Origin of the sequence: uncultured Chitinibacter sp. (genome assembly GCF_945957625.1) — a bacterium.
Lineage (GTDB): Bacteria > Pseudomonadota > Gammaproteobacteria > Burkholderiales > Chitinibacteraceae > Chitinibacter > Chitinibacter tainanensis.
This window is the reverse complement of the sequence record NZ_CAMFLP010000013.1, coordinates 36,793-62,472: the sequence shown is the minus strand read 5'-3', so window position 1 is coordinate 62,472 and position 25,680 is coordinate 36,793. Positions and strand designations below refer to the sequence as shown.

Genomic DNA, 25,680 nt, shown 5'->3' with positions numbered 1-25,680 from the left:
CTACGCCGCTCTCTGAGCGGCGTTTTCATAGGTATTGCCCGCCAAGCAAGATCATAAAAGGCCTACAGCGCAATACCCTACATGGAGAGCAATATGTTGCGGTGGATATTTGCCTTGCTCGGGCTGGGCGCCGCTTGGCTGTATGATTTGGATCGCCTGTTCTGGTTGCTGCCGATTGCCGGCTTTCTGGTCGGGCGCTGGTTTGAGCAGCGTAGCGCCGCTCCCGCGGAGGACTCCGCGCCAGATTTGCAGCAAGCAGACTTGCAGCAATTGGTGCAGCGGGTGGCGCGATTAGAGGCCGAAGTGGCCCAGCTACGCGCGCGGCAGACCCGCGCGACCACCTCGGTCCACCCCACCGCCACTGCTGATGCCCAAGCTGCTAGCCAGCCAATGAGCGCCACGCCACCCGCCGCGAATCCAGCCATCCCCGCGCCAGTATTGCCGCATGGCATCAGCGCCAGCACTACTCCGACCAACCCCGGCGCAGACCGCGAACTGACGAGCACTGCGGCAGCAGCACGCAATACCGCCGCAGCACCGGCCGCCAGCGCCGCCAGCGCCGAGGTCTTGCTGGCGGCCACCCAGCGCCCACGGCGACCTAGCGTGCCGCAACCCGCTGAGGAAAATCCATTCTGGCGTCAGCTGCAAGGCTGGCTGCTGGGGGGCAATACCGTGGTGCGGCTGGGTATGTTGATTTTGTTTGTGGGCGTGGGCTTTTTGTTGAAGTTTGCCGCAGATAATGCCCTGCTGCCGATTGAAGCACGGCTGGCTGGCTTGGTGCTGGGCGCCGGCGTGTTGTTTAGTTTTGGCTGGCGGCTGCGCGAGTCGCGGCGGGCCTATGCACTGATTTTGCAGGGCGGCGCGCTGGGTTTGCTGTATTTCACCCTCTATGGCGCGCTGCGGCTGTATCAGCTGCTCTCGCCCGAAGTGGCGTTTGCGCTACTGAGCTTGCTGGGCGTGGCGGCGGCCTATCTATCGGTGCGCCAAGATGCCAGCCCGCTGGCGGTAATGGGGATCTGCGGCGGCTTTCTGGCGCCGATCCTCACCAGCACGGGCGGCGGGCAGATTCAGCTGCTGCTGGGCTATTACGCGCTACTGAATGCTGGGATTTTTGCGATTGCCTGGTTTAAAGCCTGGCGCGGGCTGAATTTGCTGGGTTTTGGCTTTACCTTTGGCGTGCTGTCACTGTGGCTGCTCAACGATTACCAGCCAACGCAATGGGCCAGCGTGCAGCCTTTTGTGGTGTTGTTTTGGTTGTTTTACACCGCGATTGCCGTGCTACATGCCCTGCGCCAACCGGATAAGCCACCTAGCAAGGTCGATGCCACACTGGTGTTTGGCACGCCAATGATCACGCTCGCCCTGCAGGCACGGCTGATGGACGGCGTGCAATACGGGCTGTGCTACAGCGCCATCATCGCGGCGCTGCTGTATTTCGGGCTGGCCTATGGCTTGCAGCGCCAGCAGGGCAGCCCAACACTGCGCCTGCTGGCACAAGCCGAGCTGGCACTGGGGGTATTACTCGCCACGCTGGCGATCCCGCTGGCTTTCGGCCCGCTCACCACAGCGACGGCTTGGGCCGTGGAAGGCGCGGGCGTGGTGTGGCTTAGCCTGCGGCAAGGGCGGCAACGGCCGCTGCTCTTTGGCCTAGCCTTGCAATTTATCGCGGCACTGGCGCTCTTGGATGATCTGCGCCCAGCCGTGTATAGCAGCCAGTATTACCTCGCCCAGCTGCTACTGGCACTCAGCAGCCTATTTTGCGCCTGGCAATTGCAACAGCGCAGCCAGCACTGGGCGGCGCAGGTTTCCCTGCTCTGGGGCGCGTGGCGGGCGATGCTGGGTTGGGTCATGTTGGGCTGGGGCCTGCTGTGGTGGGCGATTGCCCAGCTGGAAATGACCCGCGCCGAGCTGGTGGGCGACGCGATCATGAATGGCCGGATGCTGCTTTTGCTGCTGACGGCGGGGCTGCTGCAATTGGGCTGGTTGCGCGGCCAATGGGGAGAGCTAGCCGCCCCGCTGCGCGCCCTGCCCGCGCTGGTGGCCCTGCTGGCTCTCGCCCAGCTCGATGTCACCCCGCATCTATTTCATTTCTGGGCCTGGGCCTTGTTGCTGCCAGGTAGCCTGTTACTGCTGTACTGGCAGGATGAAGCCGCCAGCACCCAGCCGCAACAGCATTTAATCAGCGCACTGATTGGCTGGGGTATCTTCACCCATGAATTGGTTTATCTGCTTCAGCAACAGATACCCACCGAGGTATATCGAATCAGCCTCTTTGCCATCGCCTTGAGCGCCTTGCTGGCAGGTCAGCGAGCATTGCGCTGGCCAGTGCAACAACATACTGACATTTATTTGCGCGCCGCCAGCTGGCCCGCCGTCACCCTGCTGATCGGCTGGGGCGGCTATAGCGCCCTCGCGGCCGGCGACAGCGGCTGGGCGTATCTACCGATCATCAACCCGCTGGATCTGGCGCAAATTCTGACCGGCTTGGCTCTCTGCCATTGGTGGCAGGCGCAATCCACCGCGCAGCCGGCTAGCACACCGTCAACCCAAGTGCTGGCGCTGGGTGTCTTGGGGGCAGGTAGTTTTGTTTGGCTCAACGCCATGCTGCTGCGTACGCTGCATCACTATCACGGCGTTGCGTATCAATACACGGCGCTGAAGCAATCGATGCTGGTGCAGATGAGCTTATCGCTCTTTTGGACCGTGCTCGCCTTGCTGCTAATGCTGTTGGCCACCCGGCGACAGCTACGGGTGATGTGGCTGTGCGGCGCTGGTTTGCTGGCGGTGGTTATTGGTAAATTATTTTTGCTGGATTTATCGCACATCAGTGGGCTGGAACGGATCGCCTCGTTTATCGGAGTCGGCGTGTTGCTACTACTGATCGGCTATGTCGCACCATTACCGCCCGAGGACAAAGCGCACGACTAGTGCGGCCAAGTGCATGCCCCAAGCATACAAACCTTGCGCTTTCACCAATCATACACTAAGCTTTTTCCCCAATAATTACAGCACATCAGGGGCAAGGTATGCAGGTGGGTCGGCAGGTATTAAATTGGAGTCTTTGTGTCATGAGCGCGGCCTTGCTGGCCGCTTGTGGCGGCGGTGGTCTTGATGACTCGCGCCTGCTCAAACCCGACCCGCTCAATCCGGGCGGAGGTAGTGGTGGCGGCAGCACCCCAGCCCCCGGCTCTGCGCAAGTCTGCGCGCCCAACAACCCCTACCGCACCGATGTGGCCAATCACACCGTGGGTACGCTCAGCAATGAGAAAAACTGGGTAGCGCAATACATGCTGGATGCTTACCTCTGGTACAAAGACATCCCGGCGGTTAATGCCAGTGACGCGGCCTATAGCAATGAAAATGCCGTCTATAGCTCGCTCGATGCTTATTTCGAAGCCTTGAAAACCCCGCTCAAAACCGCCAGCGGCGCCAAGAAAGACAAATTCAGCTTCACGTACCCAACCAAGAAATGGGATGAGCTATTCGCCAGCGGCGCGAGCTTTAGCTACGGCGCGGAATGGAAATTCAGCAGCGTAAATAGCACCACCCAGAAAGTCCAAATCGCCTATGTTGAGCCGGGCTCGCCCGCTGCAGCGGCGGGGCTCATGCGTGGAGACACGCTGGTTTCGGTCGACGGGGTATCGGCAACCGACAAAGCAGTGAACACCCAGCTAGAAGCATTGCTGTATCCAACTGTGGCGAGCAAACATACCTTCACCTTCACCCGCAATGGCAATCCGGCCCAAAATGCGGATGTCACACCGGGCAAAGTCACCAGCTCGCCAGTGCTGTATAAATCCACCTTTACCGATGGCAGCGACAAAGTCGGCTATCTGGTGTTCAACGATCATGTTGCCACCGCGGAGCAGCAACTGATCGACACCATCACCAATTTCAAAGCCCAGAATGTCAACACCCTGATTCTGGATGTGCGCTACAACGGCGGCGGCTATCTGTATATCGCCAGTGAATTGGCCTATATGATTGCCGGCGCTACCGCCACCAGCAACAAAGTGTTTGAAAAGCTGCAATACAACGACAAACGCCCCACCGATACCGCCAATGGCGTGACGCCGTTCTATAGCGAATCGTGCATTTTGGTGAATGGCAATTGCACCAAAACGGCCGCCTTGCCGACGCTGAATCTGAATAAGGTGTATGTGATTACCAGCGGCTCTACTTGCTCGGCCAGTGAAGCCATTATCAATGGCCTGCGCGGGATTGATGTCACCGTAGAAGTCATCGGCGGCACCACTTGCGGCAAACCGTATGGCTTCGTTGGCAAATCCAATTGCGGAATTTCATATTTCCCGATGGAATTCCAAGGGGTAAACAATAAGGGCTTCGGTGATTTTGCCGATGGTTTCACGCCAACCTGCAGCGCCAGCGACGATCTCACCAAACAACTGGGCGATGTCACCGAGGGCATGCTTAAAGCGGCGCTGTATCGCAAAAATAACCCTAGTAGTTGCCTACCTGGCAGTGCGGCACTTGGGCTCGGCAATAGTGAGCTGCGCCGCAGCATCATTCGTGAAAACAAATACTGGATTCAACGCTAACCGCGTCTACAGCAAAATGCCCCGCACTGCGGGGCTTTTTATTTGCTGATGGCTTAGCGTGGTGGCGATGAGCGGCTAGGGTTCAGTTTGAGCTGATGATCCACTTCCTGCCATCGGGCGTGGTGCTCGCGGATCAGGTGGATAGCGTCTTCGATGGTGTCCACTACGATCGGAATCTGCATATCCACGGCGCTCGCTAGGCCAGCCTCGTTGTCCACCATATAGTGCTGCGCCCAATCCACCAGCTCATGCCACATTTCACCCACCAGAATCAGCGGGGTGTCGTAAAGTTTGCGCACTTGCAAGAGCTGCCACACCATCGAGAGCTCAAGCAAGGTGCCAATCCCGCCTGGCGTCACAATGAACGCATTCGAGCGCAGAATGAAATGGTGTAGCCGCGAAAAGAACGTCTTGTGCTCAAATACCCGGCCGACAAAATCATTTACGTTTTGCTCGAAATCCAGATCAATCCGGATCCCGACCGAGGCTTCGGGTTTGTTCGGTGCGCCTTGGCTGGCGCCTTCATTTGCCGCCTGCATCAGGCCTGGGCCACCGCCGGTGACAATTCGGCAGCCCATGGCCGCGAGCTGGGCAGCCAGTTGTTTCACTGCTTCGTAGGCCGGCGTGTTTTCCTGAATGCGCGCCGAGCCAAAAATAGTCACGTGATAATCCGGGGTATGCGCCGGGCGCAGCCGGGATAAATCATCCACCGCATCCCACAGTTTCAGTACGGCTGAGCCAACGATGTCCAGTGCTTCCTCATCGTCGATCACGCCGATGGGTTTATTGTTTGGATTAATCATGCTGTTCCCTTCTGTGTTGTTATTGGTCTTGGTTGTCACTCTGTCAGCTTAGGTATAAACCACGACCTTTGTATAGGCCGACGCCGGCTCTGCGCTAAAATAGCCGCTTCACGAGCCAAAGCCGGGCCTTTTATGCGACTGAGCGACCCCACACTAGTTCAAACCCGTTGCCTGATTAACGGCCAATGGCAGTCTGCCTGTGCAGTATTACTGGTCTACAACCCCGCCAGTGGCGAATTACTGGCCACAGTACCGAAGCTGGGTGCAGCCGAAGCTCAGCTGGCGATTGCTGCGGCCACCGCGGCCCAAACTGACTGGCAGGCGCGCAGCGGCAAAGAGCGCGCCCAGTATCTGCGCCGCTGGTTTGAGCTGATAATGGCCGCGCAAGACGATCTGGCCCGCATCATGACAGCCGAACAAGGCAAACCGCTGGCCGAAGCGCGCGGCGAGATTGCCTACGCGGCCAGCTTTATCGAATGGTTTGCCGAAGAGGCCAAGCGCATTTATGGCGATGTGATGCCACATCCGCAAGCCGGCGGGCATATTCTGACCCTAAAACAAGCCATCGGCGTGTGTGCGGCAATCACCCCGTGGAATTTCCCGGCCGCCATGCTCACGCGCAAAGTCGGGCCAGCGCTGGCGGCGGGTTGCACCATCGTCGTCAAACCCGCTTCGCAAACCCCGCTCACCGCGCTGGCGCTGGCGGAACTCGCCCAGCGGGCCGGTATGCCAGCCGGAGTGCTCAATGTCATTACCGGTCCCGGCGCCGAGCTTGGCGAAACGTTAGCCAACAGCCCACAGGTACGCAAACTCTCGTTCACCGGCTCCACCGCCACTGGCCGCCAGCTGATGGCCAGTAGCGCCAGCAACATCAAAAAACTCTCGCTCGAGCTGGGCGGCAATGCGCCGTTTATTGTTTTTGCCGATGCCGATTTGGATGCTGCGGTAGCTGGCGCGATGGCCAGCAAATTTCGCAACGCCGGCCAAACCTGTGTCTGCGCCAACCGCTTTTTAATTGCAAGCGAGATTTACGAGGCATTTACCGCCCGGTTTGCCCAAGCCATTAGCGAATTAAAGGTGGGGTATGGCGATGCAGATAGTACCCAGATTGGGCCACTGATTGATACCCCCGCCATCGAGAAAGTCGAAAGCCATATTGCTGATGCCCTGGCACAAGGCGCACAACTCGTCTGCGGCGGCCAGCGGCACCCGCTAGGGGGTAGTTTTTTTGCGCCGACCCTGCTGCGCGATGTACCGCCCACGGCGCTGATTAATCACGAAGAAACCTTTGGCCCGGTGGCGGCGCTAGTGCGCTTTAGTGATGAAGCAGAAGCGCTGGCCTTGGCCAATGCCAGCGAATACGGGCTGGCCGCCTATGTGTATACCCGTGATCTGGCCCGCACTTTGCGCGTGGCGACCGCGCTGCAAACCGGCATGGTCGGCATCAATACGGGGCTGATTAGCAATGAGGTGGGCCCTTTTGGTGGCATCAAGCAGTCAGGGCTTGGGCGCGAAGGCTCAAAGTATGGGATTGAAGAATACCTTGAGCTGAAATATCTGTGCCTTGGTCACTAGGCACTAACGAATGCGCTGATTTTGGCTACGACATTGCTGACCGGGGTCGAGCAATTGCTCACCGGCCAGTTGATTGAGTGAAAACACCGCCTGTGCCGCTCGACCGGTGGCGGCACACCAGAGCTGTTGCCGCCGCGCTTCGGTGGGGCGGGATACGGGGCAAAAACTACTCTGTCCGTCTTGCACCCGCTCGGTAAATACCTCCAGCACCCCCTGCCAGCGCTCAGCGGGCAATGTGGCTGCCACCGCCTGTAAATAGGCCGCGGTATCTGGCCGTGGATCACGGCGCACGCCTTGCCCATCTTGCACCAGCCAGATCACCCCGCTCTGCTGTTGCAAGCGTTGTAGCATTTCGGCGTAGACCCGGGGTGGGCTATGCCCTCCAAAAAAGGTCGACACATACACCGGCTTGCCCGGCGTGAGTTTGCGCAAGGCCACGACTTGCTCGCGCAAATGCTCGGCCAGCATTTGCTGCCGAGGCAAGGATTGCCAGTTTAAATCGTCGATTTCTTCCGATAGATACCAGCCTTTCACCTGTGCGCCCATGTGGGGCTTAATTTTGGCCGCCTCCGCCAGATTGGCCTGCGCCAGCGCATGCAGATAGTCTTTCAACTCAGCATCGCTAAGTTTTAGCCGCTCGAAAAACTGCGGATCCGCATACAGACCAAAAATGAACTGATACTTGCGGTTGCCACACAAGCGCCGTTGCAGCCAGTCATAACCGCCACTATCCCATAAGGAATAAGCGCCATAACGGCTCCACTGCAGAATAATGGTCTTTACTTGGCGCGCTTGCAGCTTGGCTTTAATCGGCTCCAGCATTTCTTCATTCAAGCCCTGATGTCGCAAGAGGGGCTGGTAAAACACCATGGGCGCGGGCTGGCTGCTGCACTCCAGCGCAGACTGGGCTGGGTGGGCTAGCAAACTCAACAGTAGCGCAGCGTAGCTAGCAATTCGCTTGTCCATTAGTGCACCAATTGCCAGTTCAGCAAGATGCTATGGCGATCTTTGGTATTGCCGCCAATCGCCTGCCGAGCTTCAAGGCTCCAGCGTTGCGTCCAGTCCGGTGCGCGCCAAGTATCACCGCCGTGCCAGATCGTTAGCGCCAGCCCCACGCCCACATCCCAACGGCTCACCGCCGAATCGGCGTCATTGGCGTTGTTCATGGCAAAAATGCTGTTTATGTAAGGCTCGAGTGTCATTTTGCCGTCAAACTGCTTGAGCTTGTAATGGCGACCAGCCTCGGCCTTGGCGGTCAAATAATAGTATTGATTGCGTACCAGCCAGGCAAAATCGCCGTACACATTAAAGTGATTCCACGCTGAGGCGACTGGATTCCAGTCGGCGCCCACAGAGTGCGAGCCTGATAAGCGCAGCATGATGTCATCTTGCACCGCCCCCTGCTCGGAATGTACCCATTCGGCCGAGCCGAGCACATTGTAGTCTTTGGATAAGCGCTGGCTGACCCCAAACCCAGTCATCCAAGCATCTCGCAGCGGCTGCAGTGAATGCTCTTCCAAGCTTGTCATGACCCGCCCAAAGACATAGGTCGGATGCGCGCTATCCCACAGCGGATCAAGCCGGTAAGCCACATTGGCAGCGAGCTGGCTATTGTATTGGGCATATTGCACGGGACTCGTCATCATGGCGGTATCGGGCTGATTATCTAGCCGCCATTGCCCGCCCAAAATAAATGACCAGCGGTCTTCATGCGTCTGCACAGCGCGCTGCCAGCCAAACTGCCGCTCGGCTGCGGTGTCGGCATCGTAATCCAAGTGTTCTTGAATCTGCGCAGCGGCGTCGATCGATTGCCGCCAATACTGGGCCGCCAATTCACGTTGGCCCGCGTCGGAAGCGACTTGCGCCAAATCAGGCAGCAGCTCTTTGCGACTAGGCTCTAGTTGATAGGCCGAGCTCAATGCCGCCAGTGCGGGTGCCGCTTGTTGCGCTTGTTTTAGCCAATAGCCATATTCGGCTTGAAATTGCGCATTGTCGGGCGCGAGTTGCACCGCTTTGGCCAGCGCGGCGCCTTGTTCCGCCGACTGCTCTAAATGCCGATGCGCTTGTGCCAATTCGTACCAGCTATCTGCCTGCTCATTGGCGGCCAACGCACGCTGATAGGCCGCCACAGCAGCGGCCCAATTTTGCTGCTGCATTAATCGGCGCGCATGACTTAGCGGTACTTCACCCGGCGGCAATGCCGCCTCGTAGCGGGCCAGTAGCGCCGCGCTGTAGGGTAATTCCGGGTGTGCTAGCGCCAACTCTGCAATATGTTTGGCGTGGGCTGGGCTGGGGGCTAGCTGATTGATTTGATCGTAACGTTCCAGCGCTACCGCCAGCTCACCTGCGGCCAGCCGCGCATCGGCCTCGCCGCGTAGCCATGCAACGGGCACCGCTTGGTTTAATTGCCGTGCGATCTGCTGAGCCGCAACAAAGTATTGCGCAGCAAGGGCCGGGTCTTTTTCTTGCATCGCGCAGTAGGCGGCCGCTAGCTGGCTATGACTGCTGCTGCTTTTTACATCGCTAGAAATTGCGACTAGCTTTATCAGCTCGGCACAATGTTTCCCAGACAGTCGATTGGCCAATTGCTGCTCGATTTTGGGGGTATATAAACCCGCCGTTTGCAGCGCTTGCACCGACAGCTCTAGCTCTTGATAACGGGCTTGGCGGATGAAGCTGGCAAATAGCGCAGATAGCTCGGCTTGGCGTTCCGCGGCGGACAGTTCGCGATACGGAAACTCTGGCGCTTTCGCTGGCGCCACGACTTCTGCTGCGCGGGGCGGATTAACCGCCATTTTGGTTTTTTTGCTCGCTGCAGATGGCGTTTTTTTCTCTTGAGACGATGCAATCGGCTGCGCTACGGGCGCCGCAATCTCTGCCGTGGTGGTGCTTGGGGTTTCTTCAGTCGTTGCGGGCTCGGCTGCCAATTGTTGTTGCCAGTTTTGTAAATCGCTGGTCGCGATCGGCACCTGCTTGGCTTGCAATAAACGGATGGCCTGTTGTGCTTCGGTTTTGCGTTGCTCATGCAGTAGCGCCGTCACCCAGGCGCGCGCGCCGCGCTGTTGCTGGGTCGCCGTCAGCCCGCTGCGGGCAAGCGCGGCGCTGGCATACGCGGGCACGATCGTCCAGTTTTGCTCTAGATAGGCGGCATAGGCTTGTAAATAAGGGCCCAGCGCATCGGCGGGGCGAATATGGCTCCACTGCGCCCCTTGCTGATCCAGACAAGCGGCATCGCCCAAACGACCACAAATTTGTGACAGCAAAATCCGCGCCTCACGCGCTTTGGGGTCGATGCGCACAACTTCTTCCACCAGCGGACGCGCGCCAGCCAGATCATTTTTGCGATACAGCTCGTAGGCCTTGTTCAGACGCGGATAGGTACGAAAATTGCGCCACTCATCGCCAAGCCAGCTAGCCTGAACCGGAGTGGCCAAGCCGGCCAGCAGCAGGCTGCTGAGCAAGACCGGCACGACAAAAATAGGTTTTTTCATTGGCTTAATCATCCGCATGCAGATCGGGGAAGTCGTGACTGGTTTTATCCCATTTCACCGCGCTGCCCGTTTTGCGACTATTGCGCACCTGGAAAAAGGCGCGGAAAAACGCCCCGATATTGACCACATTGCCCACCAGCAGGCGCGGTATCGATTGCAGCGCTTGCCACCAACCAAAATAGCGGCGGGTAAAAATAAAGCGTTGCAAGATGCGATTGCACATAAACAAAAAGTTGATCCCCACCAGCGTCCACAGCCAGCTCTCATGTGGAATCAGCTCAGGGAAAGTCCACCAATCGGGGTCGATCTCATGGTGTGCCCAAGCTAGAAATACCGAGAGCACAATCAGGTAGCCCATCAGCAGCGATGGGAAGGCCAGCACACTCTTGCGATCACGCATCAGCATATAGCGCATCAGGGGTTTACCCTGCCAGCCCAGGTTTTTCCAGCCCTGGAAGACAATACCCACAATCCAGCGCGATTTTTGCCGTATGGCTTGCCATAGATGGTTGGGGAAATATTCCTGCACGCAAATCATGCGGTGCACACCTTTACGGCCAAACCAGCTCGGCGGCTCGCCTTTAAACTGCACATCGTAGTGCAGCATCATTTCGCGCGCGCCCACCGCATGCAGCCGAAAACCGATTTCATAGTCTTCGGTCAGCGTGCCGGTATCAAACACCACGCCACCGTTGATTTGCTCCAGCAGGCTAATGGCTTTACGGCTAAACGCGGTGCCCACGCCAGCGCTTGGCACCTGGCCGGTCAACATTTGCCGCACCAGAATATCCTTGCCGTGCCACTCGGCAAATTCATCGACATAGTGATTGCCCACCACGCTGGTCCAGCGCCGCGCCAGCGGCATCACGGGCAGTTGCACCAGATCAAACTGCGGCACCAGCCGGTTGAAGGCGCGCAGCTCCAGCGGATGAATAATGTCTTCGGCATCGTGATAGGCCAAGCAACTGAAATGAATGCCGTCGCGCGCTTCCATCTCGGTGATAAAAGCAATGATGTTGTTCAGGCAATCGGCCTTAGTAGTCGGGCCGGGGTCACGAGTGACCACCTTGTGCACATTCGGGTAGCGCGCAGCCACCTTATCGACTTCGGCCTGGGTCTCAGGGTCGTTCGGGTAAGTGCCGACAAAAATATGGTAATTGTCGTAATCAAAGGTGCGCGCAGCATAATCAGCCATGCGTTGAATCACCGGCGCCTCTTGCCAGGCCGGAATCATAATTGCAATCGGCTGCTGGGTATCCTGATATAGCTCATCGGCATACTCAGGCAGGTATTCGCTGCGACGCCAGTCTTTACGGTGCGTTAAGCGCCATACCCAGTAGCGAACATCAATCAAAAAGTCATCAATCGAGCTAATAAAGATGGTAACAATCCCCACCCGCAGCAAAATGGCCAACACAAACCAATAGGTCGCCAAGAAATCAAGCCAGCTCATCGTGCGGCGCTCCAGGCTTTAATCAAGGCCACAATCTGCTGCGCCGCATCCCCACTGCCATACGGGTTTTTGGCTTGCGCCATCGCGGCATAGGCGGCGGGTTGTTCTAGTAATTCGCTCACCGCCTGCACGATGGTGGCAGTTTGCGTGCCGACCAATTTGGCGGTGCCGGCCGCAACCGCCTCGGGGCGCTCGGTGGTATCTCGCATCACGAGCACCGGTTTTCCCAGCGCAGGCGCTTCTTCCTGAATACCACCACTGTCGGTCAGAATGATGTGCGCTTGTTTAAGCAAATACACAAAAGGCAAATAATCTTGCGGCGCAATTAAGTGAACATTCGCCACCTAGGCCAGCCAGCGCTGCACCGGCGCCTGCACATTCGGATTGAGATGCACCGGATACACAATCTGCAAATCCTCACGCTGCGCGAGCTGCGCTAACGCGGCACAAATCTGCTCAAACCCATCGCCAAAGTTTTCCCGCCGATGGCCCGTTACCAGCAGCAGTTTTTTGCGGGGGTCGAGAAACGGAAACTGGCTCGCCAATTCAGCGGCTAAGGCGGGTTCACGGTCAATACGCTGGCTGATGCTGAGTAGCGCATCAATCACGGTATTGCCGGTAATGTGAATCTCGCCCTGCCGATGGCTGCTGCGGGTGAGGTTTTCGGCGGCCTGCGGCGTGGGTGCAAAATGCAGCGCGGCAAATAGCCCAACCACGGTGCGATTCATTTCTTCGGGCCACGGCGCATCCAGCTGCCAAGTGCGCAAGCCTGCCTCAACGTGGCCAACCGGAATCTGTCGGTAAAACCCAGCCAGCCCGGCCGCCAAAGTGGTGCTGGTATCGCCATGCACCAAAATCAGATCGGGTTGCGCCTGCGCCAACACTTCATCCACGCCTTGCAAGGCGCGGGCCTGCAGCTGCGCCAGTTGCTGGCCGGGGGTCATTAAATCCAGATCATAGTCCGCCTGCAGCGCAAACAGCTGCATCACCTGATCGAGCATTTCTCGATGTTGGGCGGTGACACACACCAGGCTTTCGATGGCCGGATCGGCGGCCAGCGCATGCACCAACGGGGCCATTTTGATTGCTTCTGGCCGGGTGCCGAAGACCGATAACACGCGGATAGGCTGTTTCATCTTTCTTCCACCTTTCTAGATTTATGACCTGCAATTATATGCTAGCCAGATAATTTAGATGTGAAGTAAGAATTCGGATGTTGTGCACTATTACATCGACAAGGCCAATTAGGCAAAAAAAGACCGCACCGGCGCCAGCGCACAGTGCGGCAGAGGATGGAGACGGTGAATCAGCTAGGCCACTAGCGTGAGCTTGGGGGGCTGCGGGTGATATTTATGCTGCATTTTATCCAGCGACAGTGGTTTGATTTTGTCGGCCATACCGGCGCACCCAAAATCAACATAACGGGCGCGGCAAATCGTTTGCATCGCACTAATGGCCGGCTTCAGATACTGCCGAGGGTCAAAATCAGCCGGATGCTCGGCCAGATGCTTGCGAATCGCAGCGGTCATGGCAAGGCGCAAATCAGTATCGATATTAATTTTGCGCACGCCCCAGCGGATAGCGCGCTGGATTTCCTCGATCGGCACGCCCCAGGTTGGCGGCAGCTCGCCGCCATACTGGCGAATCTGCTGCAGTAAATCCTGCGGCACGCTGGAGCTACCATGCATGACCAGATGGGTGCTTGGTATCGTGTCGTGAATGGCTTTCACCCGCTCGATATCCAGCACTGCGCCCGTAGGCGGGGCGGAAAATTTATACGCGCCGTGACTGGTGCCAATGGCGATGGCCAGTGCATCTACTTGGGTGGCCGCCACAAACTCTTTGGCTTGCCACGGGTCGGTGAGCATCTCGGCGTGGCTGAGCGCCCGTTCGGCCCCCACCCCATCTTCGGCTTCGCCCCGGCCGGTATCGAGCCGTCCCAGGCAACCAATCTCACCTTCCACCGAAACCCCGCAAGCGTGCGCCATGCGCACCACTTCCTGTGTTACCGCCACGTTGTAATCGTAGCTACTGGGGGTTTTGCCATCGTCGAGCAAAGAGCCATCCATCATCACACTACTAAAACCATGCTTGATGGCGGTCAGGCAGACGGCCGGGCTGGTACCGTGATCTTGGTGCATCACAATTGGCAAATGCGGAAAACTGGCCAGCGCACCTTCGATTAGCTGCTTTAAAAACTGCTCGCCGGCGTATTTACGCGCCCCGGCGCTGGCCTGCAAGATCACCGGGCTGCGGGTGGCCTCGGCCGCCTGCAAGATCGCCTGCACCTGCTCCAGATTATTGACATTGAATGCGGGCACGCCGTAGCCGTGTTCGGCGGCGTGATCGAGGACCTGACGAAGCGAAACCAGTGGCATTGCCAACCTCTTATGTTGCGTTGCGACAAGGGCACTTTAATCATGCCCGAGTCGCACTACAAATAAGCGATTTTCCCATCAGGGAGATACCTGAAACCACTTGCTGCAGGCCAGCAATACCACTTATTCGCTGCGTTTGACCGCCGCGCGCAAGCTGGCGAGCTCCTCGGCTGACACCGCCGGCACAAACTGCGCCCCGCCCATGCCATCGGCAGTGAAGTTAATAGGCAGCGACAGCCGTTGTCCGCAGGCTTCGCCAGTCCAGGTTTCCTGCCATTGGCCGCGAATCAGCGTGTAGGGCTTGCTTGGGTTGAGCTTCAGTTGCAGATATTCTGCACCACTCAGCGGCTGGCTGATTTGAAAATCCACCGGTTTGATGTCTTCATTGGTGCATTGCGCTGCCGTGGCCAAGCGCTGGAAGGCCTCGGTCACCACCGGATCGCGCATAACTTCGCGGCGTAAATTGAGCGGCGCCAGGCTCTCACCCAGCTCGCTCGCCCGTGCCCACGCTTCGCGATTGGCACATTGACGATACCAGTTGGCCCGCTCGGCTCCACTCAGCGCCGTAACCGAATTGCTAATATCGGCGCACACCACCTCTTTTGCGGGGGTAAAGCCCTGCAAGGCAGATGAATAAATGAGTTCAGCGGCATACCGCTCGTTCTCACGCTCTTTCAGGCTGCGCTTGCCTAGCGCTTCATAGCGCGCCGAATCGACCCGGCCATTGGCGCCCTGCAAATCTTGTAGCGCTTCTTGTTTCAGCATCCCGCCCAGCAAAAACCGCGCTTCGGCATTGCTGCGCGCCAGCGGCTCTAATAATTTACGTGCCGCGGCTACGTTTTTCTCGGTGCCTTTGCCGTGCATATAAAACTGAGCCAGCAACATCTTCACCGCGGGCGTCGCTTGGCCCGATTTCACATCGGCCTTGGCCGAGGCAAATGCCAAGGCATAGTCGCCTTTTTCCAGCGCGCTATTGATCAGAATCTCACCCGCCCACAGGCCACTGGCCCACAGTCCGAGGCATAGCGATAACACCAGTCGTTGCATTATTTTCTCCATCCTGTTGTTGTTTTTCGCTGGCAGATCAAGCTGCACAGCCTGTGCGTATCTTACTGTAGTCATCGCTGAGCGCCTACAGCTGCAGCTCACACCTGGAGGGGCCCAATCTGTAAATATTACAGCCCGAGTTTGTAAGGCGCTTTCTATTGTCGGGCTATATCCCTATCATGATGAACATTCGGATAAGGATGGCCTTATGACTGCCGCTCCCTCACTTTGGCGCAATCGCAATTTCATGCTGTTGTGGCTGGCTTCTATCATCAGCAATTTTGCCCTCGCCGTGGCCATGCTGGCCGAAACCTGGTACGTGGTGAAAACGCTGGACGCCAAAGCCCAGCTGGGCCTGGTGATGATTGCGGGCTCGGTGCCCAGGGTGTTGCTGATGGCCGTCGGCGGCGTGCTGGCTGACCGGATGCCACGCAGCCGGATTATCTTTATTTCGCTAGCCAGCCGCGTGCTAATGCTGTTTGGTTTGGTCGCCCTGCTATATTGGCAGCGGCTGGATATCTGGGCGCTCACCGGCTTTGCCTTTCTATATGGCGCGCTGGATGCTTTTTTCTGGCCGGCGCGCGATGCACTCACCCCCACTATCGTGCCAGAACACGACCTCACCCGCGCCAACTCGGTCATGCTCACCACCAATCAGGTGGGGCTGGTGTTTGGCCCGGTGCTAGGCGGCATTTTGCTGGCGGCGCTATCGTATGAAACGATTTTTGCCCTCACCGGCGCCACGCTGCTGCTAGCTACCTTGTGTATTTGGCTGATTAATGAGCCTTTCACGCCCCGCGCCGTGCAAGCCGGGCATTCGATGCTCAGCGAGCTAAAAGAAGGCGTGCAATATGCGCTGCAAACCCCGGTCTTGCGGGCGCTGATGCTGGTGTATGCCGCTGCCAATTTATTATTTATGGGGCCATTGGCGCTGGGTATTCCGCTGATCGTCACCGAAAACCTCGATGGCCAGCCAGCGACCTTGTCATTTCTGAATAGCGCCTTTGCCGCCGGCATGGTGCTGGGCGGGATTTTGCTCACACTGTATCCGCCACAACGCAAGCGGCTGCTGATGATCACGGTGATTATCGCGCTGGAGGGCGTGCTGCTCGCCTTGCTGGCTCACACGCATTGGGTCTGGGTGGCGGTAGGCATTCAGCTGCTGATCGGGCTGGGCGTAGCGGGTAATAATGTGCCGATGATGTCGCTGATTCAGCAGTTTTCCGACAAGGCCAAGCTGGGCCGGGTAATGAGCCTGAACAGCATGGCGTCGATGGGGCTCACCCCGCTATCGTATGCGATGGTTACCGGCATGCTGTCGCTGCACTGGTCAATTGGCTGGATCATGCCCGCCTTTGGCCTACTGATGAGCGCGGTGATGGTGTATCTGAGCTGGCAAATGGCGGTGATTCGGCAGACCGACTAAGCCCTTGCCGTGTCGCAAGTCGTGTAGTTGGCGCAAATTCACTACACAACTCGTGAATGCACAGTGCAACGACCACAAGATAAGCCATTAAAAATAAAAGGTTTTTTTAAGCCGCATCGCCATTCGTGAAATAGTGAGCTAGGCACACCCCGAATTGTCACGTGGCAAGGCATGATGCCTCCATCGCTTGGAGTGCACATGATGTTTCACCGCCTGATTACCTGTTTTTTACTCTTTCTGAGCCCGCTGCCGCTGCTGGCTGCCAACTTGCAAGTGCAACCTTGGCCCGCTGGCGCCAAGGCGGCGCATACCATTGCCCATGATGATGTGTGCGGCGGAAATACCGGCGGGATTTTTCAGCATGCCCTGCCCGTGCTACAAGCCCGCGGCCTACATGCTAGCCTAGGCTTGATTGCCGGATTATGTAACGAGCCACAATGGCAGCAGCTCAAACAAGCGCTACAAGCCGGACACGAATTGTTTAATCACACCACCAGCCACGTCGGCATGCTTGAGCCGGGCAGCCTCGCCCCGATCGCGGGGTGGGACAATCTGAAAGAAATCGCCCAAGCCCAACGCTTGGTGCAGGCCAAATTGGGCTACACCATGCAGTTTGTGGCTTTCCCTAGCGATCTGGCCACGCCCGAAGCCAAAGCCTTTGCCGCGGCCCAGCCGGAAATCCTCGGACTCAGAGCGGCCAAACACCTCTACGATGGTAGCAATGCCGGCCTGAATGCCGTCGATGAAATCGACCCACTGTTTGTGAAGTGGGATATGTACTGGCGCGATGGCAAATGGTCGCGCTACAAACCGGCCAACGGCAATATGTTGATCCAGCATGCGCAGGCCGCGCTCGAGAGCGGCAGCTGGAGCTATCGCACCATGCATGGCGTGGCCGATGGCTCGTTTGAAAGCGTGCCGCTGGCCCAATACACCGAATACGCTGATTTTCTTGCCGCCAAAGTCAAAGCGGGCGAGCTGTGGGTCGCCCCGCCCACCGCCGTGCTGCGCTATGCCATCAGCCGCCAGCAATGTGATCTGCAATTACAAGGTAAGCAGATCAAGGTGGATGCCAGCGGCCCCGATTGCCAGCGCTATCACACCGCGCTGACTGTCGATCTCACCCCCGATGCCGACTGGCAAGGCCAATTTAGCCAGCAGGGCCAAGCGCTGGCCAGCCAGAAACTCGCCAACGGCCAATACCGTATTTTGCTCGACCCGACCAAGGGCGATGTGCGCATCCAATAGAGGTATAAGCCTCAACAATAATAAATAAAAGACTTACCGGGCAATACCCCAAGAAGCGTGACGAGTTGTGCCGGTTCCGGTAGCGGGCAACTCACCTAACTAGAAAGAGGATGGAGATTATGCAAGCCAAGAACATGGGCCACGCCCTGGTGTTCGCATTACTCACCAGCGCTGGTCTGGTGTTGAATCCGGCTCAGGCCACAACGCCCACGCCAAGCCCTACTGCGACGCCGAGCTACCCAAGCTGGGATAGTGCTGCCGTGTATAACGGCGGCCAGCGCGTTATTTATAACAGCCAAATCTACGAAGCCCGCTGGTGGACGCAAGGCAATAATCCAGCCGAGGCCGGTGAATGGGGGCCGTGGAAATTAATCGGCGTAGGCCCAACGCCCACCCCGAGCCCTACCCCTAGCAGCAATGTGGTAACACTAACGGCCAGCCAGGTACCCAATGGCATTAAACCCTGTGGCAGCGCTAACTATGCCAGCTGGCAAAGTAACCAGAACTATGCCAGCGGCGCGATTGTCGCCGTGAGCAGTACTAGCGTACCGTTTCTGGTCTTTACTGCACAGCAGGCGCATTTAAGTACAGCAGCCAATCAGCCACGCGACAACGGCAATGGCACCATCAGCTACGACCGTACCGTGTGGGCGCCAAGCAATGCCTTGCCCGCGCCTTGCCCATCCTTAACGCCATCACCCACCCCAAGCACACCGCCGGTTAACCAAGCGCCAACCATCAGTTTTAGTACGGCCGCTCAGGCAGCATGCCAAAGCCCATTCCAGCTCAAGGCAGAGGCCAGTGATAGCGATGGCAGCGTTGCTAAAGTTGAGTTTTATATTGACAACGCCCTCGTCGGGACTAAAACCAGTGCACCATACGAACTAACTGCCACCAATGACGTGGCATGCTGGTCAAGCGGCGGCAAAAAAGTGATGTATGCTGTGGCCACCGATAATCTTGGCCTGCAAACCCGCTCCGCCAGCATCACCGTGACCATTCCACGTGATGTGCTGGCCACGCCGAGCCCCACCCCAATCGCCACCTATGCAAACTGGAATGCCGCAACGGCCTACACCAGTGGTCAGCGGGTGAGCTACAACGGCCGCGCCTTTGAAGCCAAATGGTGGACACAGGGCCAGACGCCGAATGCCAACGATCCGTGGGGACCATGGAAAGATCTGGGTGTGATTGGTAATGCAACGCCAAGCCCGACACCCGTGATCACCGCAACACCAACCCCAACGGTGAGTGCGTCACCAAGCGCTACGCCAACAGCCACGCCAAGCACCACACCAGCAGGCAATCTCAGCCTGACGGCCGCGGCCATTAGCACCTGGAAAAACGGCGCCAAAGGCGCGTATTCACTGGTGCATGATGATTATTGCTCGATGTATTACGGCACCGATCCATATATCAAAATCATGGATCCAGAGCTGAAAAAACGCGGTCTGGTCGCCGGTTTTGGCATGATCACCGGCAGCTGCTCAGAGCAACACTGGGCGGCGGCGAAAACCTTTATCGCCAATGGCCATGAAATTGTAAGCCACAGCCGCAATCATCCGAACCCGTATATTCCGGATGCCAGCCTGGAAACCGAAATCAACGGTGCAACGGCCGATATCGCGGCCAAACTGGATGGCTATCAAGCTAGCTACTTTATCTGGCCGGGTGATGTGGCATCGACCAAAGCGATCGACTTCCTGAAAGCGCAGCCCAACTTTATTGGCGGCCGCGCGACGCATCTGGTCGATGGCTCTGGCCCGAACAATGCGGTGGATTACACCACCATGCCAGCCGGGGTGAATCCAGCCAACTTTGATAATCCATACCGCGTGAAATGGGACTTGTTTACCGCCGATGGCAAATGGTCGCTCTATCCAATGGGCAGCGAGATTCTCAATCTGCACATTGATGCGGCCATCAGCCAAGGCGGCTGGGCGACGCGTACCGCGCATGGTGTCGATACCGGCTACTGGGAGACCATTCCGCTCAATCGCTATCTAGCTCACCTCGATTACGCCAAGGCTAAAGTCGATAGTGGCGAGCTGTGGATGGATACCCCATCGAATGTGATCAAATATCGCTACGCCCGCGAAAAATGTAGCTTGGTCATACCTGCGGTAGTGGGCAATCGCACCGTTGGCTTTAACACCAGTGCCGAATGCCAGAAATATGCCACCCCAGTGACTCTGCAGCTGACGGTCGCCAATCTGCGTGGCTCGCTGCAAGCCACGCAAGGCGGTCAGGCCTTGGCAGTGAAGGCCGGCCCGGCCGGTAGCTGGCTGGTGACGGCGCACCCACTGGCCGGCGCTATCACGCTGGGCGACAGCCAGTAAACGTCGCACTACATCTTTTCCCCGCTCGGGTCAGATACTCTGCTTGAGCTTGCCCCCGTACTGCCATCCGGCGTACGGGGATTTTTTTCTGTCATCACCCTGTGCTACTCTTCGCGGCTGATTCGACCAAGACGTGCGCGCCACCCCGGCGCTAGAACACGCGAAGCAGGATGGACGTGGTAAATCTGAAGAAACGCAATATCATCACCATCACCGATCTCGATCGCACCGAGACTTGGGTGAAGTATTACAACGGCTTATGTGACGACTGCGTCGGCAGCTGCTGCACCATGCCGGTGGAAGTCAAAATCGTTGATCTGATCCGCATGGGTGTGGTGGATGAATTTGATGCGGTAGAGCCGGCGAAAAACATCGCCAAACGGCTGATGAAGGCGCGCATCATCGAGCATTTCAATTTCAAAAACGAAATCTACACGCTGGCGCGCCGGGCCAATCACGACTGTATTTATCTGGATGAGCGCAGCCGCCGCTGCACCATCTACGAAAACCGCCCCAATACCTGTCGCAAACATCCGCAAGTCGGGCCGCGCCCCGGATATTGCGCGTATAACCAGAAACGCGAAACGGCCAAGTGCTAAGCACTTGACCGCTTGGGTATTACTGCGAGAGTCTTTATTAATAAGGGCTAGCCAGCCATACCCCTATGCACTCATAGCAGAATTACCCTCGCTACCAGCGGCGGGCGCCTCGCGCACCACCGCGGCCGCCAGCAAAGCCGCTTCATACGCCGCCAATTGGGCATCATCCATTTCCGGTCGAAGTTGCTCCAGCTTGGTGGCTGCGACATAGGCTTTAAACGGGTGCGGTGCCTGAACTTGTTGTAGTAGTTCATCCAGTTGCGCCAGACTCACCGTCATGATTTCAGCTCCTTGCGATGCTTGTTGTTATTCGGTAAACCAATGGGGAAATTGTTCCCGCAGCCGGGGCACCATCGAACGGGCCACCGGAATCGCCGTCTCGCCCAGCAGCACCGACCAATGCTCCCGCCCCCGCTTGCTCATCCCGGTTACCTTGCGCGGATTAACCAGATAGGAGCGGTGCACTTGCACCAGCAGGCTCTCTTCAAAGTAAAGCCGAATCGCCCGTAAACGTAAAGTAATATACAAAGGTGCGACGAGATCACTGGCATGAATCGCGCTGTAACCCTTGTCGGCGCGGATAAATAAGAGCTTATCCCGCCGCGACGCGATCTCATACACCTCGCTTAAGAGCTGCGGCTGACGCCCCAGTTCATACAATTGCCGCCGCACAATCTGTAGCTGCTGCAACAGGCTTTGAAAATACGCCGCGTCGTCTTCATCCAGTGGGGCGGTGAACTCAAGCTGCAGGACATAATCATCCAGCGGCTGGCTCATGCGCTGCGCGGCCACGCCCAGCTCACGCGGGCTGGGGCTCGCCTCATCGGCATCCAGATCTAGCACACTGCTGTGGCGCACCAGTGGTTCGGTAGCCAGAAAGCCCAGCGTGATTTCCAGCATTTTTTCCAAGCTGCGCTGCTCTCCCAATTGCCGCCCCAACTCGGTCAGCCGCTGCAAGCGCTGCGCGGCGCTGGCGGCAGGTTTTGCGCTAGGGCTGGCCATGGCTTGGGCGAGGGAAGTGGCCTGAGGGGCATCGCCGAGCGTGGCTTCGCTCAGTTCGGCGGCAGCCAACTCATTTGCTAACACCGCGGGCGTACTAGGCTCACCTGGCTCTTCAGCGACTGCCGACTCGGGCTCTGGCACACTCTCTACCGCCACAGCCGGCGTAGCGAGCGCTGGGCGCGGCGGAGCCGGCAGCAAGGGCTGCAACTGCCAGGCCAGCTGGCGGCTACGCCGCACCCACGGCTGTTGCGCCGGGCCACCCTGCTCGGCCAGCTCGGCCAAAGTCAGCAGCTGAATCGGCAACTCGCTCAGCTGTAGCCGCAACTGCGTGATTTGCGCGACTTCCTGCGCCAGCAGTTGTGCGCGCTGCTTGCGACGCCACCACCACTGCAGCATAAGCGCCAGCTGCGCAGCCAGGATACAGCCCAAGAGCAATTCCACCCAGGCCGGGTGATGCCGCCACCAGTATTGCAGATCATGCCAGCGGCACTGCCATGGCGCGGCATCGTGTTCGATTTGCCGTAGCAGCCGGTAATCGGCCGCGTCGCTAGTGAGCTCCCACAGCGCAATCCCGCGCAAGCCGCGCGCGCGGGCAAAATCCAGCTTGGCCGCCAGCGCCGGTTGGCTTTCTACGCTGATAAACTGCCGTTTGCTGGCGCTGTAAAAAGTGGTGGCCTTGGCCAGCGGATCCCAATGCTCTACAAAATCGCCATCCTGCCGCAAGGCGGCCAGCTCATCTTGGCCAAACACGCCGGTGGCCCCAGTTTGCTCATTATCCCACGAGCCCATACTGACGCCGCCATGCGGCTGCCCCAGCCCCTGTGACATCGGTGGCACGGCATTAAAACTAATGCCCTGCGTGGGGATCAGTACGCTCAGCTGCGCAGGCTTTACACCATACCCCAATACCGTATCGACCGCAGAAGCAATAGATACCTGCCCTGGTGGCGCATACAGTGGTGATTTATGCCCCGTTTGCCCTGACCAGGCGCCGACAAAATCAGTGGCGATCAGCATAAAGTAATCCACCTGTGCCGCGAGCTCGGCCCAACGCAGGCCTTGCCATTGATACGGCTGGGTACCAATTGCCAGACCAATCCGCAGCCCGGGCTGAGCACGCCGCAGCGCACTCACAAACGCCAGCAGGTGCTCACCATCGGCGGCATCAACCGCATTGCCGGCCTTGCCGCCCGCCACCGGATAGCGCCAGTCGATTTCGATGCCGTCAAAACCTTGCGCCGCCAGTAGCGCCAGGGTCGAGCGCACTGCGCGCGCCTGCTGCGCGGGCTGTAAGGCGGTAGAGATCTGCGCCGAATAATTCCAGCCACCCACAGCCAACACGGTTTTCAGCCGCGGATACAGGCGTTTTTGCTCGCGTAACAGCGCAAAATTGCCACGCAACATGCGCCCATCAGCCAGCGTATAGGGTTTGGTGAGATCGGCAAAATTATCCCCTGCGATCAGCTCCCCTTGCGGGGTAAAGCGCGCAAAGGCGTAGGTGAGCTGATTCAGCCTCGCAAGGGGTAAATCGGCTAAGGGGCGGGTCTGGGCGTAACTCACCCAGTAGGGATAATAGGCAGTGAGCTGGCCGGCACTGGCGGTCGCCATGAGCAAACCGCAGAGCCAAGCCCAGCAGAAAACAGGTAAGCGCATTTCGTCTCCATCGCGCTCTGTGGCGCTTTGGGCAGCAGCTTACCAGAGGCGATGGCCGGCACCGCTGTGCCAAGGCCACCTTGCGGCGCGAATGCCGCAGTTAAAATAGCTCGTCGCTGCCGCTGGCGACTTCCTGCTGAGGCAGGGTATCGAAAAACACGATCTGATTGCGGCCACTGTCTTTGGCCTGATACAGCGCCTGATCGGCACGGCCTAAGGTCATGCTCAAGACTTCATACGGGCGAATATCGGTGACGCCACCACTGATGGTGAGCTGATCGATTTGCGGAAAGCTGTGTTTTTCGACTTTTTTGCGAAAGCGCTCGAGCGCCTGCACCGCCCCTTCCCGGGTTTGCGGCCCCAGAATCACCACAAACTCTTCCCCGCCAAAGCGGAATAAGCGATCGTTGGCGCGAAAACAGGAGCGCATCAGCTGGGCGATCAGCAGCAAGACCTCATCGCCATACAAATGCCCGAGCCGATCGTTAATGCGCTTGAAGTGATCAATATCGAGCACCACCAGAAAATAATGCCCCACCCCCTGCTCTTGCCGGCGGCCATTTTGCAAAGGATGCACGCCCGGCAGGTTTTGCAGCGCAGTGACGATTTTGAAAAACTGCCGCTCCAGCGTTTTGCGATTCAGCAGGCCGGTGAGGGTATCGGTTTCACCGTAATCCAGCAGCGCGATGTGGTTTTCATAAATCCGCGCCATACCCTGCAATAAGCGAAAATCCGCCGGCACCAAGCCTTTATTGAGCCGCATGTCCAGCAGCGCATACACCGACTGCTGCCGATGCAGGCCCAAAATCACCCGATTGCCATTGGCATCGACCTGTAGAGAGCTTTCAGACACCAGCGCGCCGTGCAGCAGCGGATCTACCTCCGCCTCCCCCGCTTTCGCTGTGGTTTGCTCCAGCGAATGCTGACGGATGCCGTTTTCGTCGAATTCCACCAGCAAGCCCAGCCGCTGCTTACCGGTGCCCTGCATGGTGCGGTAAAAGCGCAGCGAGCTGGATGGCAGCATCTCGAAAATTGTCAGACACAAGCTCACAGCCAGATCATCGCGGTCGATCAGGCCGGTAAATTCAGCCAGTGAATAGATAAAATCGTGCGGGTTTTTCTGCAAATTCATGGCTGACAGGCGTGCGAAAGGAACAGAGCTTCCAATCTAGACCAGCCCGCGGGCAACCCCAAGCCCGCCGGCCGATTTAGCAGCCGCTCGGCCAGTCAATCCCGGGCAGGCTGGCCGAACGCGAACCGGCCAGTGGCAAGTTATCGCGGGCGTGGTAGCTAAAGACCAGCGAATACTTGGTGTGCGTGGTGGTATTGCGGCTAGCGGCATGGAAAGTGCGCGCATCAAAGAGCACCACATCGCCAGCGGCCAGCGTTGGAAACTCGGCCCGCGCGATCCATGGGGCGGCCTCGGGGTGGCTGGCCTGCAAAAATTCCTTGGCATCAAAGGCCGCTTCGGGGAAATCCACCCGGTGCGAGCCGGGAATAAAGCCCAAGCCGCCATTGCGCGGCGATTCCTCGCCCAGCGCAAGCCAGCTTGATACCAACTCGGGGCGGCTAAAGCGCCAGTAACGCACATCGCGGTGCCACAGCGTATCACTGCTAAAACTAGGCTGTTTGGTCATCAGGCTATTATGATGCGCCTGCGTCAGGGTGATGTCCGCACTACCCAGCAGCAGACGTAACAGCGCCAACAGCGCAGGCTCGCCCGCCCAGGTATGAAACAGCGGATGGCGCGCGGCCATTTCACGCAAGCGGCGAATGGTCGCCCCCCCCTCGGCCTGGGTGGAGCTGGGCGCTCCGGGGTAGCCCAGCTCGGCTTCCAGCTCTAGCGGCGGCAGACGCAAATCCAGCTGGTGCATCGCCTCGGCGCGAATGGCCGTCACGCGTTCGGCGGCGAGAAAACCCCGCAAAATCACCACCCCATCGCGGGCAAAGTCGGCGGCAATTGCCGCAGGCTGGCTAAAATCGCTGAAAGAGGAAATACCCACGGTCAGTCCATCCAGATATCGGGCAGTAATTGTACTGCAATGCTGGGGCGACGCCCATGCGCACTTGCCGCAAGTGCGGGGCAATACAGCCGGCACGCACTGCA

Annotated in this window: 17 protein-coding genes and 1 pseudogene; 7 read left to right on the top strand and 11 right to left on the bottom strand. The window is 58.1% G+C overall.

The annotated features are described in order from the left end of the window. Positions 1-93 precede the first annotated feature (93 nt). Together QV747_RS13790 and QV747_RS13785 are read left to right on the top strand one after the other, a co-directional pair. A complete protein-coding gene (locus QV747_RS13790; protein ID WP_273429981.1) occupies positions 94-2,928 on the top strand; it encodes a DUF2339 domain-containing protein in 2,835 nt (944 codons plus the stop codon). A 140-nt stretch (positions 2,929-3,068) separates the two neighbouring features. Beyond that, positions 3,069-4,559: a S41 family peptidase gene (locus tag QV747_RS13785; RefSeq protein ID WP_273429979.1), complete on the top strand. Its 1,491-nt coding sequence runs from the start codon at positions 3,069-3,071 to the stop codon at positions 4,557-4,559. A gap of 53 nt (positions 4,560-4,612) precedes the next feature. Here the strand turns inward: QV747_RS13785 and QV747_RS13780 are convergent, their stop codons facing one another. Continuing rightward, on the bottom strand, positions 4,613-5,362 hold the full coding sequence (locus QV747_RS13780; RefSeq protein ID WP_051258907.1) for an LOG family protein: 750 nt from the start codon (positions 5,360-5,362) through the stop codon (positions 4,613-4,615). Between the two features lie 132 nt (positions 5,363-5,494). Here QV747_RS13780 and QV747_RS13775 point away from each other — a divergent pair, with 132 nt between their 5' ends. Then, a complete protein-coding gene (locus tag QV747_RS13775; protein WP_273429978.1) occupies positions 5,495-6,937 on the top strand; it encodes an NAD-dependent succinate-semialdehyde dehydrogenase in 1,443 nt (480 codons plus the stop codon). Positions 6,938-6,940: 3 nt separating this feature from the next. On the opposite strand, the gene QV747_RS13770 is transcribed toward QV747_RS13775, so the two are convergent. The 6 genes and pseudogenes from QV747_RS13770 to QV747_RS13745 all read right to left on the bottom strand — a co-directional run bounded on the left by QV747_RS13770 (position 6,941) and on the right by QV747_RS13745 (position 15,306). Beyond that, positions 6,941-7,903 (bottom strand): DUF4434 domain-containing protein, encoded by a 963-nt coding sequence (locus QV747_RS13770; RefSeq protein ID WP_273429977.1) that lies wholly within the window; start codon positions 7,901-7,903, stop codon positions 6,941-6,943. Next, positions 7,903-10,428, bottom strand: a complete 2,526-nt coding sequence (locus QV747_RS13765) for a tetratricopeptide repeat protein (protein ID WP_273429976.1) — start codon at positions 10,426-10,428, stop codon at positions 7,903-7,905. Before QV747_RS13765 ends, QV747_RS13770 begins: the two co-directional genes overlap by 1 nt. A gap of 4 nt (positions 10,429-10,432) precedes the next feature. Further along, on the bottom strand, positions 10,433-11,881 hold the full coding sequence (locus tag QV747_RS13760) for a glycosyl transferase family protein (protein ID WP_273429975.1): 1,449 nt from the start codon (positions 11,879-11,881) through the stop codon (positions 10,433-10,435). Beyond that, a pseudogene (gene wecB, locus QV747_RS13755) lies at positions 11,878-13,017 on the bottom strand (non-hydrolyzing UDP-N-acetylglucosamine 2-epimerase). Before wecB ends, QV747_RS13760 begins: the two are co-directional and overlap by 4 nt. Before the next feature lie 174 nt (positions 13,018-13,191). Continuing rightward, positions 13,192-14,259, bottom strand: coding sequence for a class II fructose-bisphosphate aldolase (gene fba / locus QV747_RS13750; protein ID WP_273429973.1), 1,068 nt, complete (start codon positions 14,257-14,259; stop codon positions 13,192-13,194). A gap of 123 nt (positions 14,260-14,382) precedes the next feature. After that, positions 14,383-15,306, bottom strand: a complete 924-nt coding sequence (locus QV747_RS13745) for a hypothetical protein (RefSeq protein WP_273429972.1) — start codon at positions 15,304-15,306, stop codon at positions 14,383-14,385. 208 nt (positions 15,307-15,514) lie between these two features. Between QV747_RS13745 and QV747_RS13740 the strand changes: the two genes are divergently transcribed. The 4 genes from QV747_RS13740 to QV747_RS13725 all read left to right on the top strand — a co-directional run bounded on the left by QV747_RS13740 (position 15,515) and on the right by QV747_RS13725 (position 20,918). Further along, positions 15,515-16,732, top strand: a complete 1,218-nt coding sequence (locus tag QV747_RS13740) for an MFS transporter (RefSeq protein WP_273429970.1) — start codon at positions 15,515-15,517, stop codon at positions 16,730-16,732. Between the two features lie 198 nt (positions 16,733-16,930). Further along, positions 16,931-17,980 carry a polysaccharide deacetylase family protein gene (locus QV747_RS13735; protein WP_273429968.1) on the top strand — a complete coding sequence of 350 codons (1,050 nt, stop codon included), beginning with the start codon at positions 16,931-16,933 and terminating at the stop codon, positions 17,978-17,980. A gap of 119 nt (positions 17,981-18,099) precedes the next feature. Continuing rightward, positions 18,100-20,319 (top strand): carbohydrate-binding protein, encoded by a 2,220-nt coding sequence (locus QV747_RS13730; protein ID WP_273429967.1) that lies wholly within the window; start codon positions 18,100-18,102, stop codon positions 20,317-20,319. 170 nt (positions 20,320-20,489) lie between these two features. Continuing rightward, positions 20,490-20,918, top strand: a complete 429-nt coding sequence (locus QV747_RS13725; RefSeq protein ID WP_034619468.1) for a YkgJ family cysteine cluster protein — start codon at positions 20,490-20,492, stop codon at positions 20,916-20,918. A 63-nt stretch (positions 20,919-20,981) separates the two neighbouring features. Here QV747_RS13725 and QV747_RS13720 read toward each other — a convergent pair whose 3' ends face one another. The 4 genes from QV747_RS13720 to QV747_RS13705 form a co-directional block, all read right to left on the bottom strand. Next, a complete protein-coding gene (locus tag QV747_RS13720) occupies positions 20,982-21,197 on the bottom strand; it encodes a hypothetical protein (RefSeq protein ID WP_273429965.1) in 216 nt (71 codons plus the stop codon). A gap of 27 nt (positions 21,198-21,224) precedes the next feature. Further along, positions 21,225-23,573, bottom strand: coding sequence for a glycosyl hydrolase family 18 protein (locus QV747_RS13715; protein WP_273429963.1), 2,349 nt, complete (start codon positions 23,571-23,573; stop codon positions 21,225-21,227). A 100-nt stretch (positions 23,574-23,673) separates the two neighbouring features. Further along, positions 23,674-24,705: a GGDEF domain-containing protein gene (locus tag QV747_RS13710; protein WP_051258910.1), complete on the bottom strand. Its 1,032-nt coding sequence runs from the start codon at positions 24,703-24,705 to the stop codon at positions 23,674-23,676. A gap of 76 nt (positions 24,706-24,781) precedes the next feature. Then, on the bottom strand, positions 24,782-25,576 hold the full coding sequence (locus tag QV747_RS13705) for a phytanoyl-CoA dioxygenase family protein (RefSeq protein WP_273429962.1): 795 nt from the start codon (positions 25,574-25,576) through the stop codon (positions 24,782-24,784). Positions 25,577-25,680 lie beyond the last annotated feature (104 nt).

What these genes read in the sequence shown, in the direction of transcription:
- QV747_RS13725 (WP_034619468.1), top strand. Translation starts at nt 20,490, where the DNA reads ATGGACGTGGTAAATCTGAAGAAACGCAATATCATCACCATCACCGAT.
- QV747_RS13770 (WP_273429977.1), bottom strand. Translation starts at nt 7,903, where the DNA reads ATGGACAAGCGAATTGCTAGCTACGCTGCGCTACTGTTGAGTTTGCTA.
- QV747_RS13720 (WP_273429965.1), bottom strand. Translation starts at nt 21,197, where the DNA reads ATGACGGTGAGTCTGGCGCAACTGGATGAACTACTACAACAAGTTCAG.
- QV747_RS13730 (WP_273429967.1), top strand. Translation starts at nt 18,100, where the DNA reads ATGCAAGCCAAGAACATGGGCCACGCCCTGGTGTTCGCATTACTCACC.
- fba (WP_273429973.1), bottom strand. Translation starts at nt 14,259, where the DNA reads ATGCCACTGGTTTCGCTTCGTCAGGTCCTCGATCACGCCGCCGAACAC.
- QV747_RS13765 (WP_273429976.1), bottom strand. Translation starts at nt 10,428, where the DNA reads ATGAAAAAACCTATTTTTGTCGTGCCGGTCTTGCTCAGCAGCCTGCTG.
- QV747_RS13785 (WP_273429979.1), top strand. Translation starts at nt 3,069, where the DNA reads ATGAGCGCGGCCTTGCTGGCCGCTTGTGGCGGCGGTGGTCTTGATGAC.
- QV747_RS13740 (WP_273429970.1), top strand. Translation starts at nt 15,515, where the DNA reads ATGACTGCCGCTCCCTCACTTTGGCGCAATCGCAATTTCATGCTGTTG.
- QV747_RS13745 (WP_273429972.1), bottom strand. Translation starts at nt 15,306, where the DNA reads ATGCAACGACTGGTGTTATCGCTATGCCTCGGACTGTGGGCCAGTGGC.
- QV747_RS13775 (WP_273429978.1), top strand. Translation starts at nt 5,495, where the DNA reads ATGCGACTGAGCGACCCCACACTAGTTCAAACCCGTTGCCTGATTAAC.
- QV747_RS13735 (WP_273429968.1), top strand. Translation starts at nt 16,931, where the DNA reads ATGATGTTTCACCGCCTGATTACCTGTTTTTTACTCTTTCTGAGCCCG.
- QV747_RS13780 (WP_051258907.1), bottom strand. Translation starts at nt 5,362, where the DNA reads ATGATTAATCCAAACAATAAACCCATCGGCGTGATCGACGATGAGGAA.
- QV747_RS13715 (WP_273429963.1), bottom strand. Translation starts at nt 23,573, where the DNA reads ATGCGCTTACCTGTTTTCTGCTGGGCTTGGCTCTGCGGTTTGCTCATG.
- QV747_RS13760 (WP_273429975.1), bottom strand. Translation starts at nt 11,881, where the DNA reads ATGAGCTGGCTTGATTTCTTGGCGACCTATTGGTTTGTGTTGGCCATT.
- QV747_RS13790 (WP_273429981.1), top strand. Translation starts at nt 94, where the DNA reads ATGTTGCGGTGGATATTTGCCTTGCTCGGGCTGGGCGCCGCTTGGCTG.
- QV747_RS13710 (WP_051258910.1), bottom strand. Translation starts at nt 24,705, where the DNA reads ATGAATTTGCAGAAAAACCCGCACGATTTTATCTATTCACTGGCTGAA.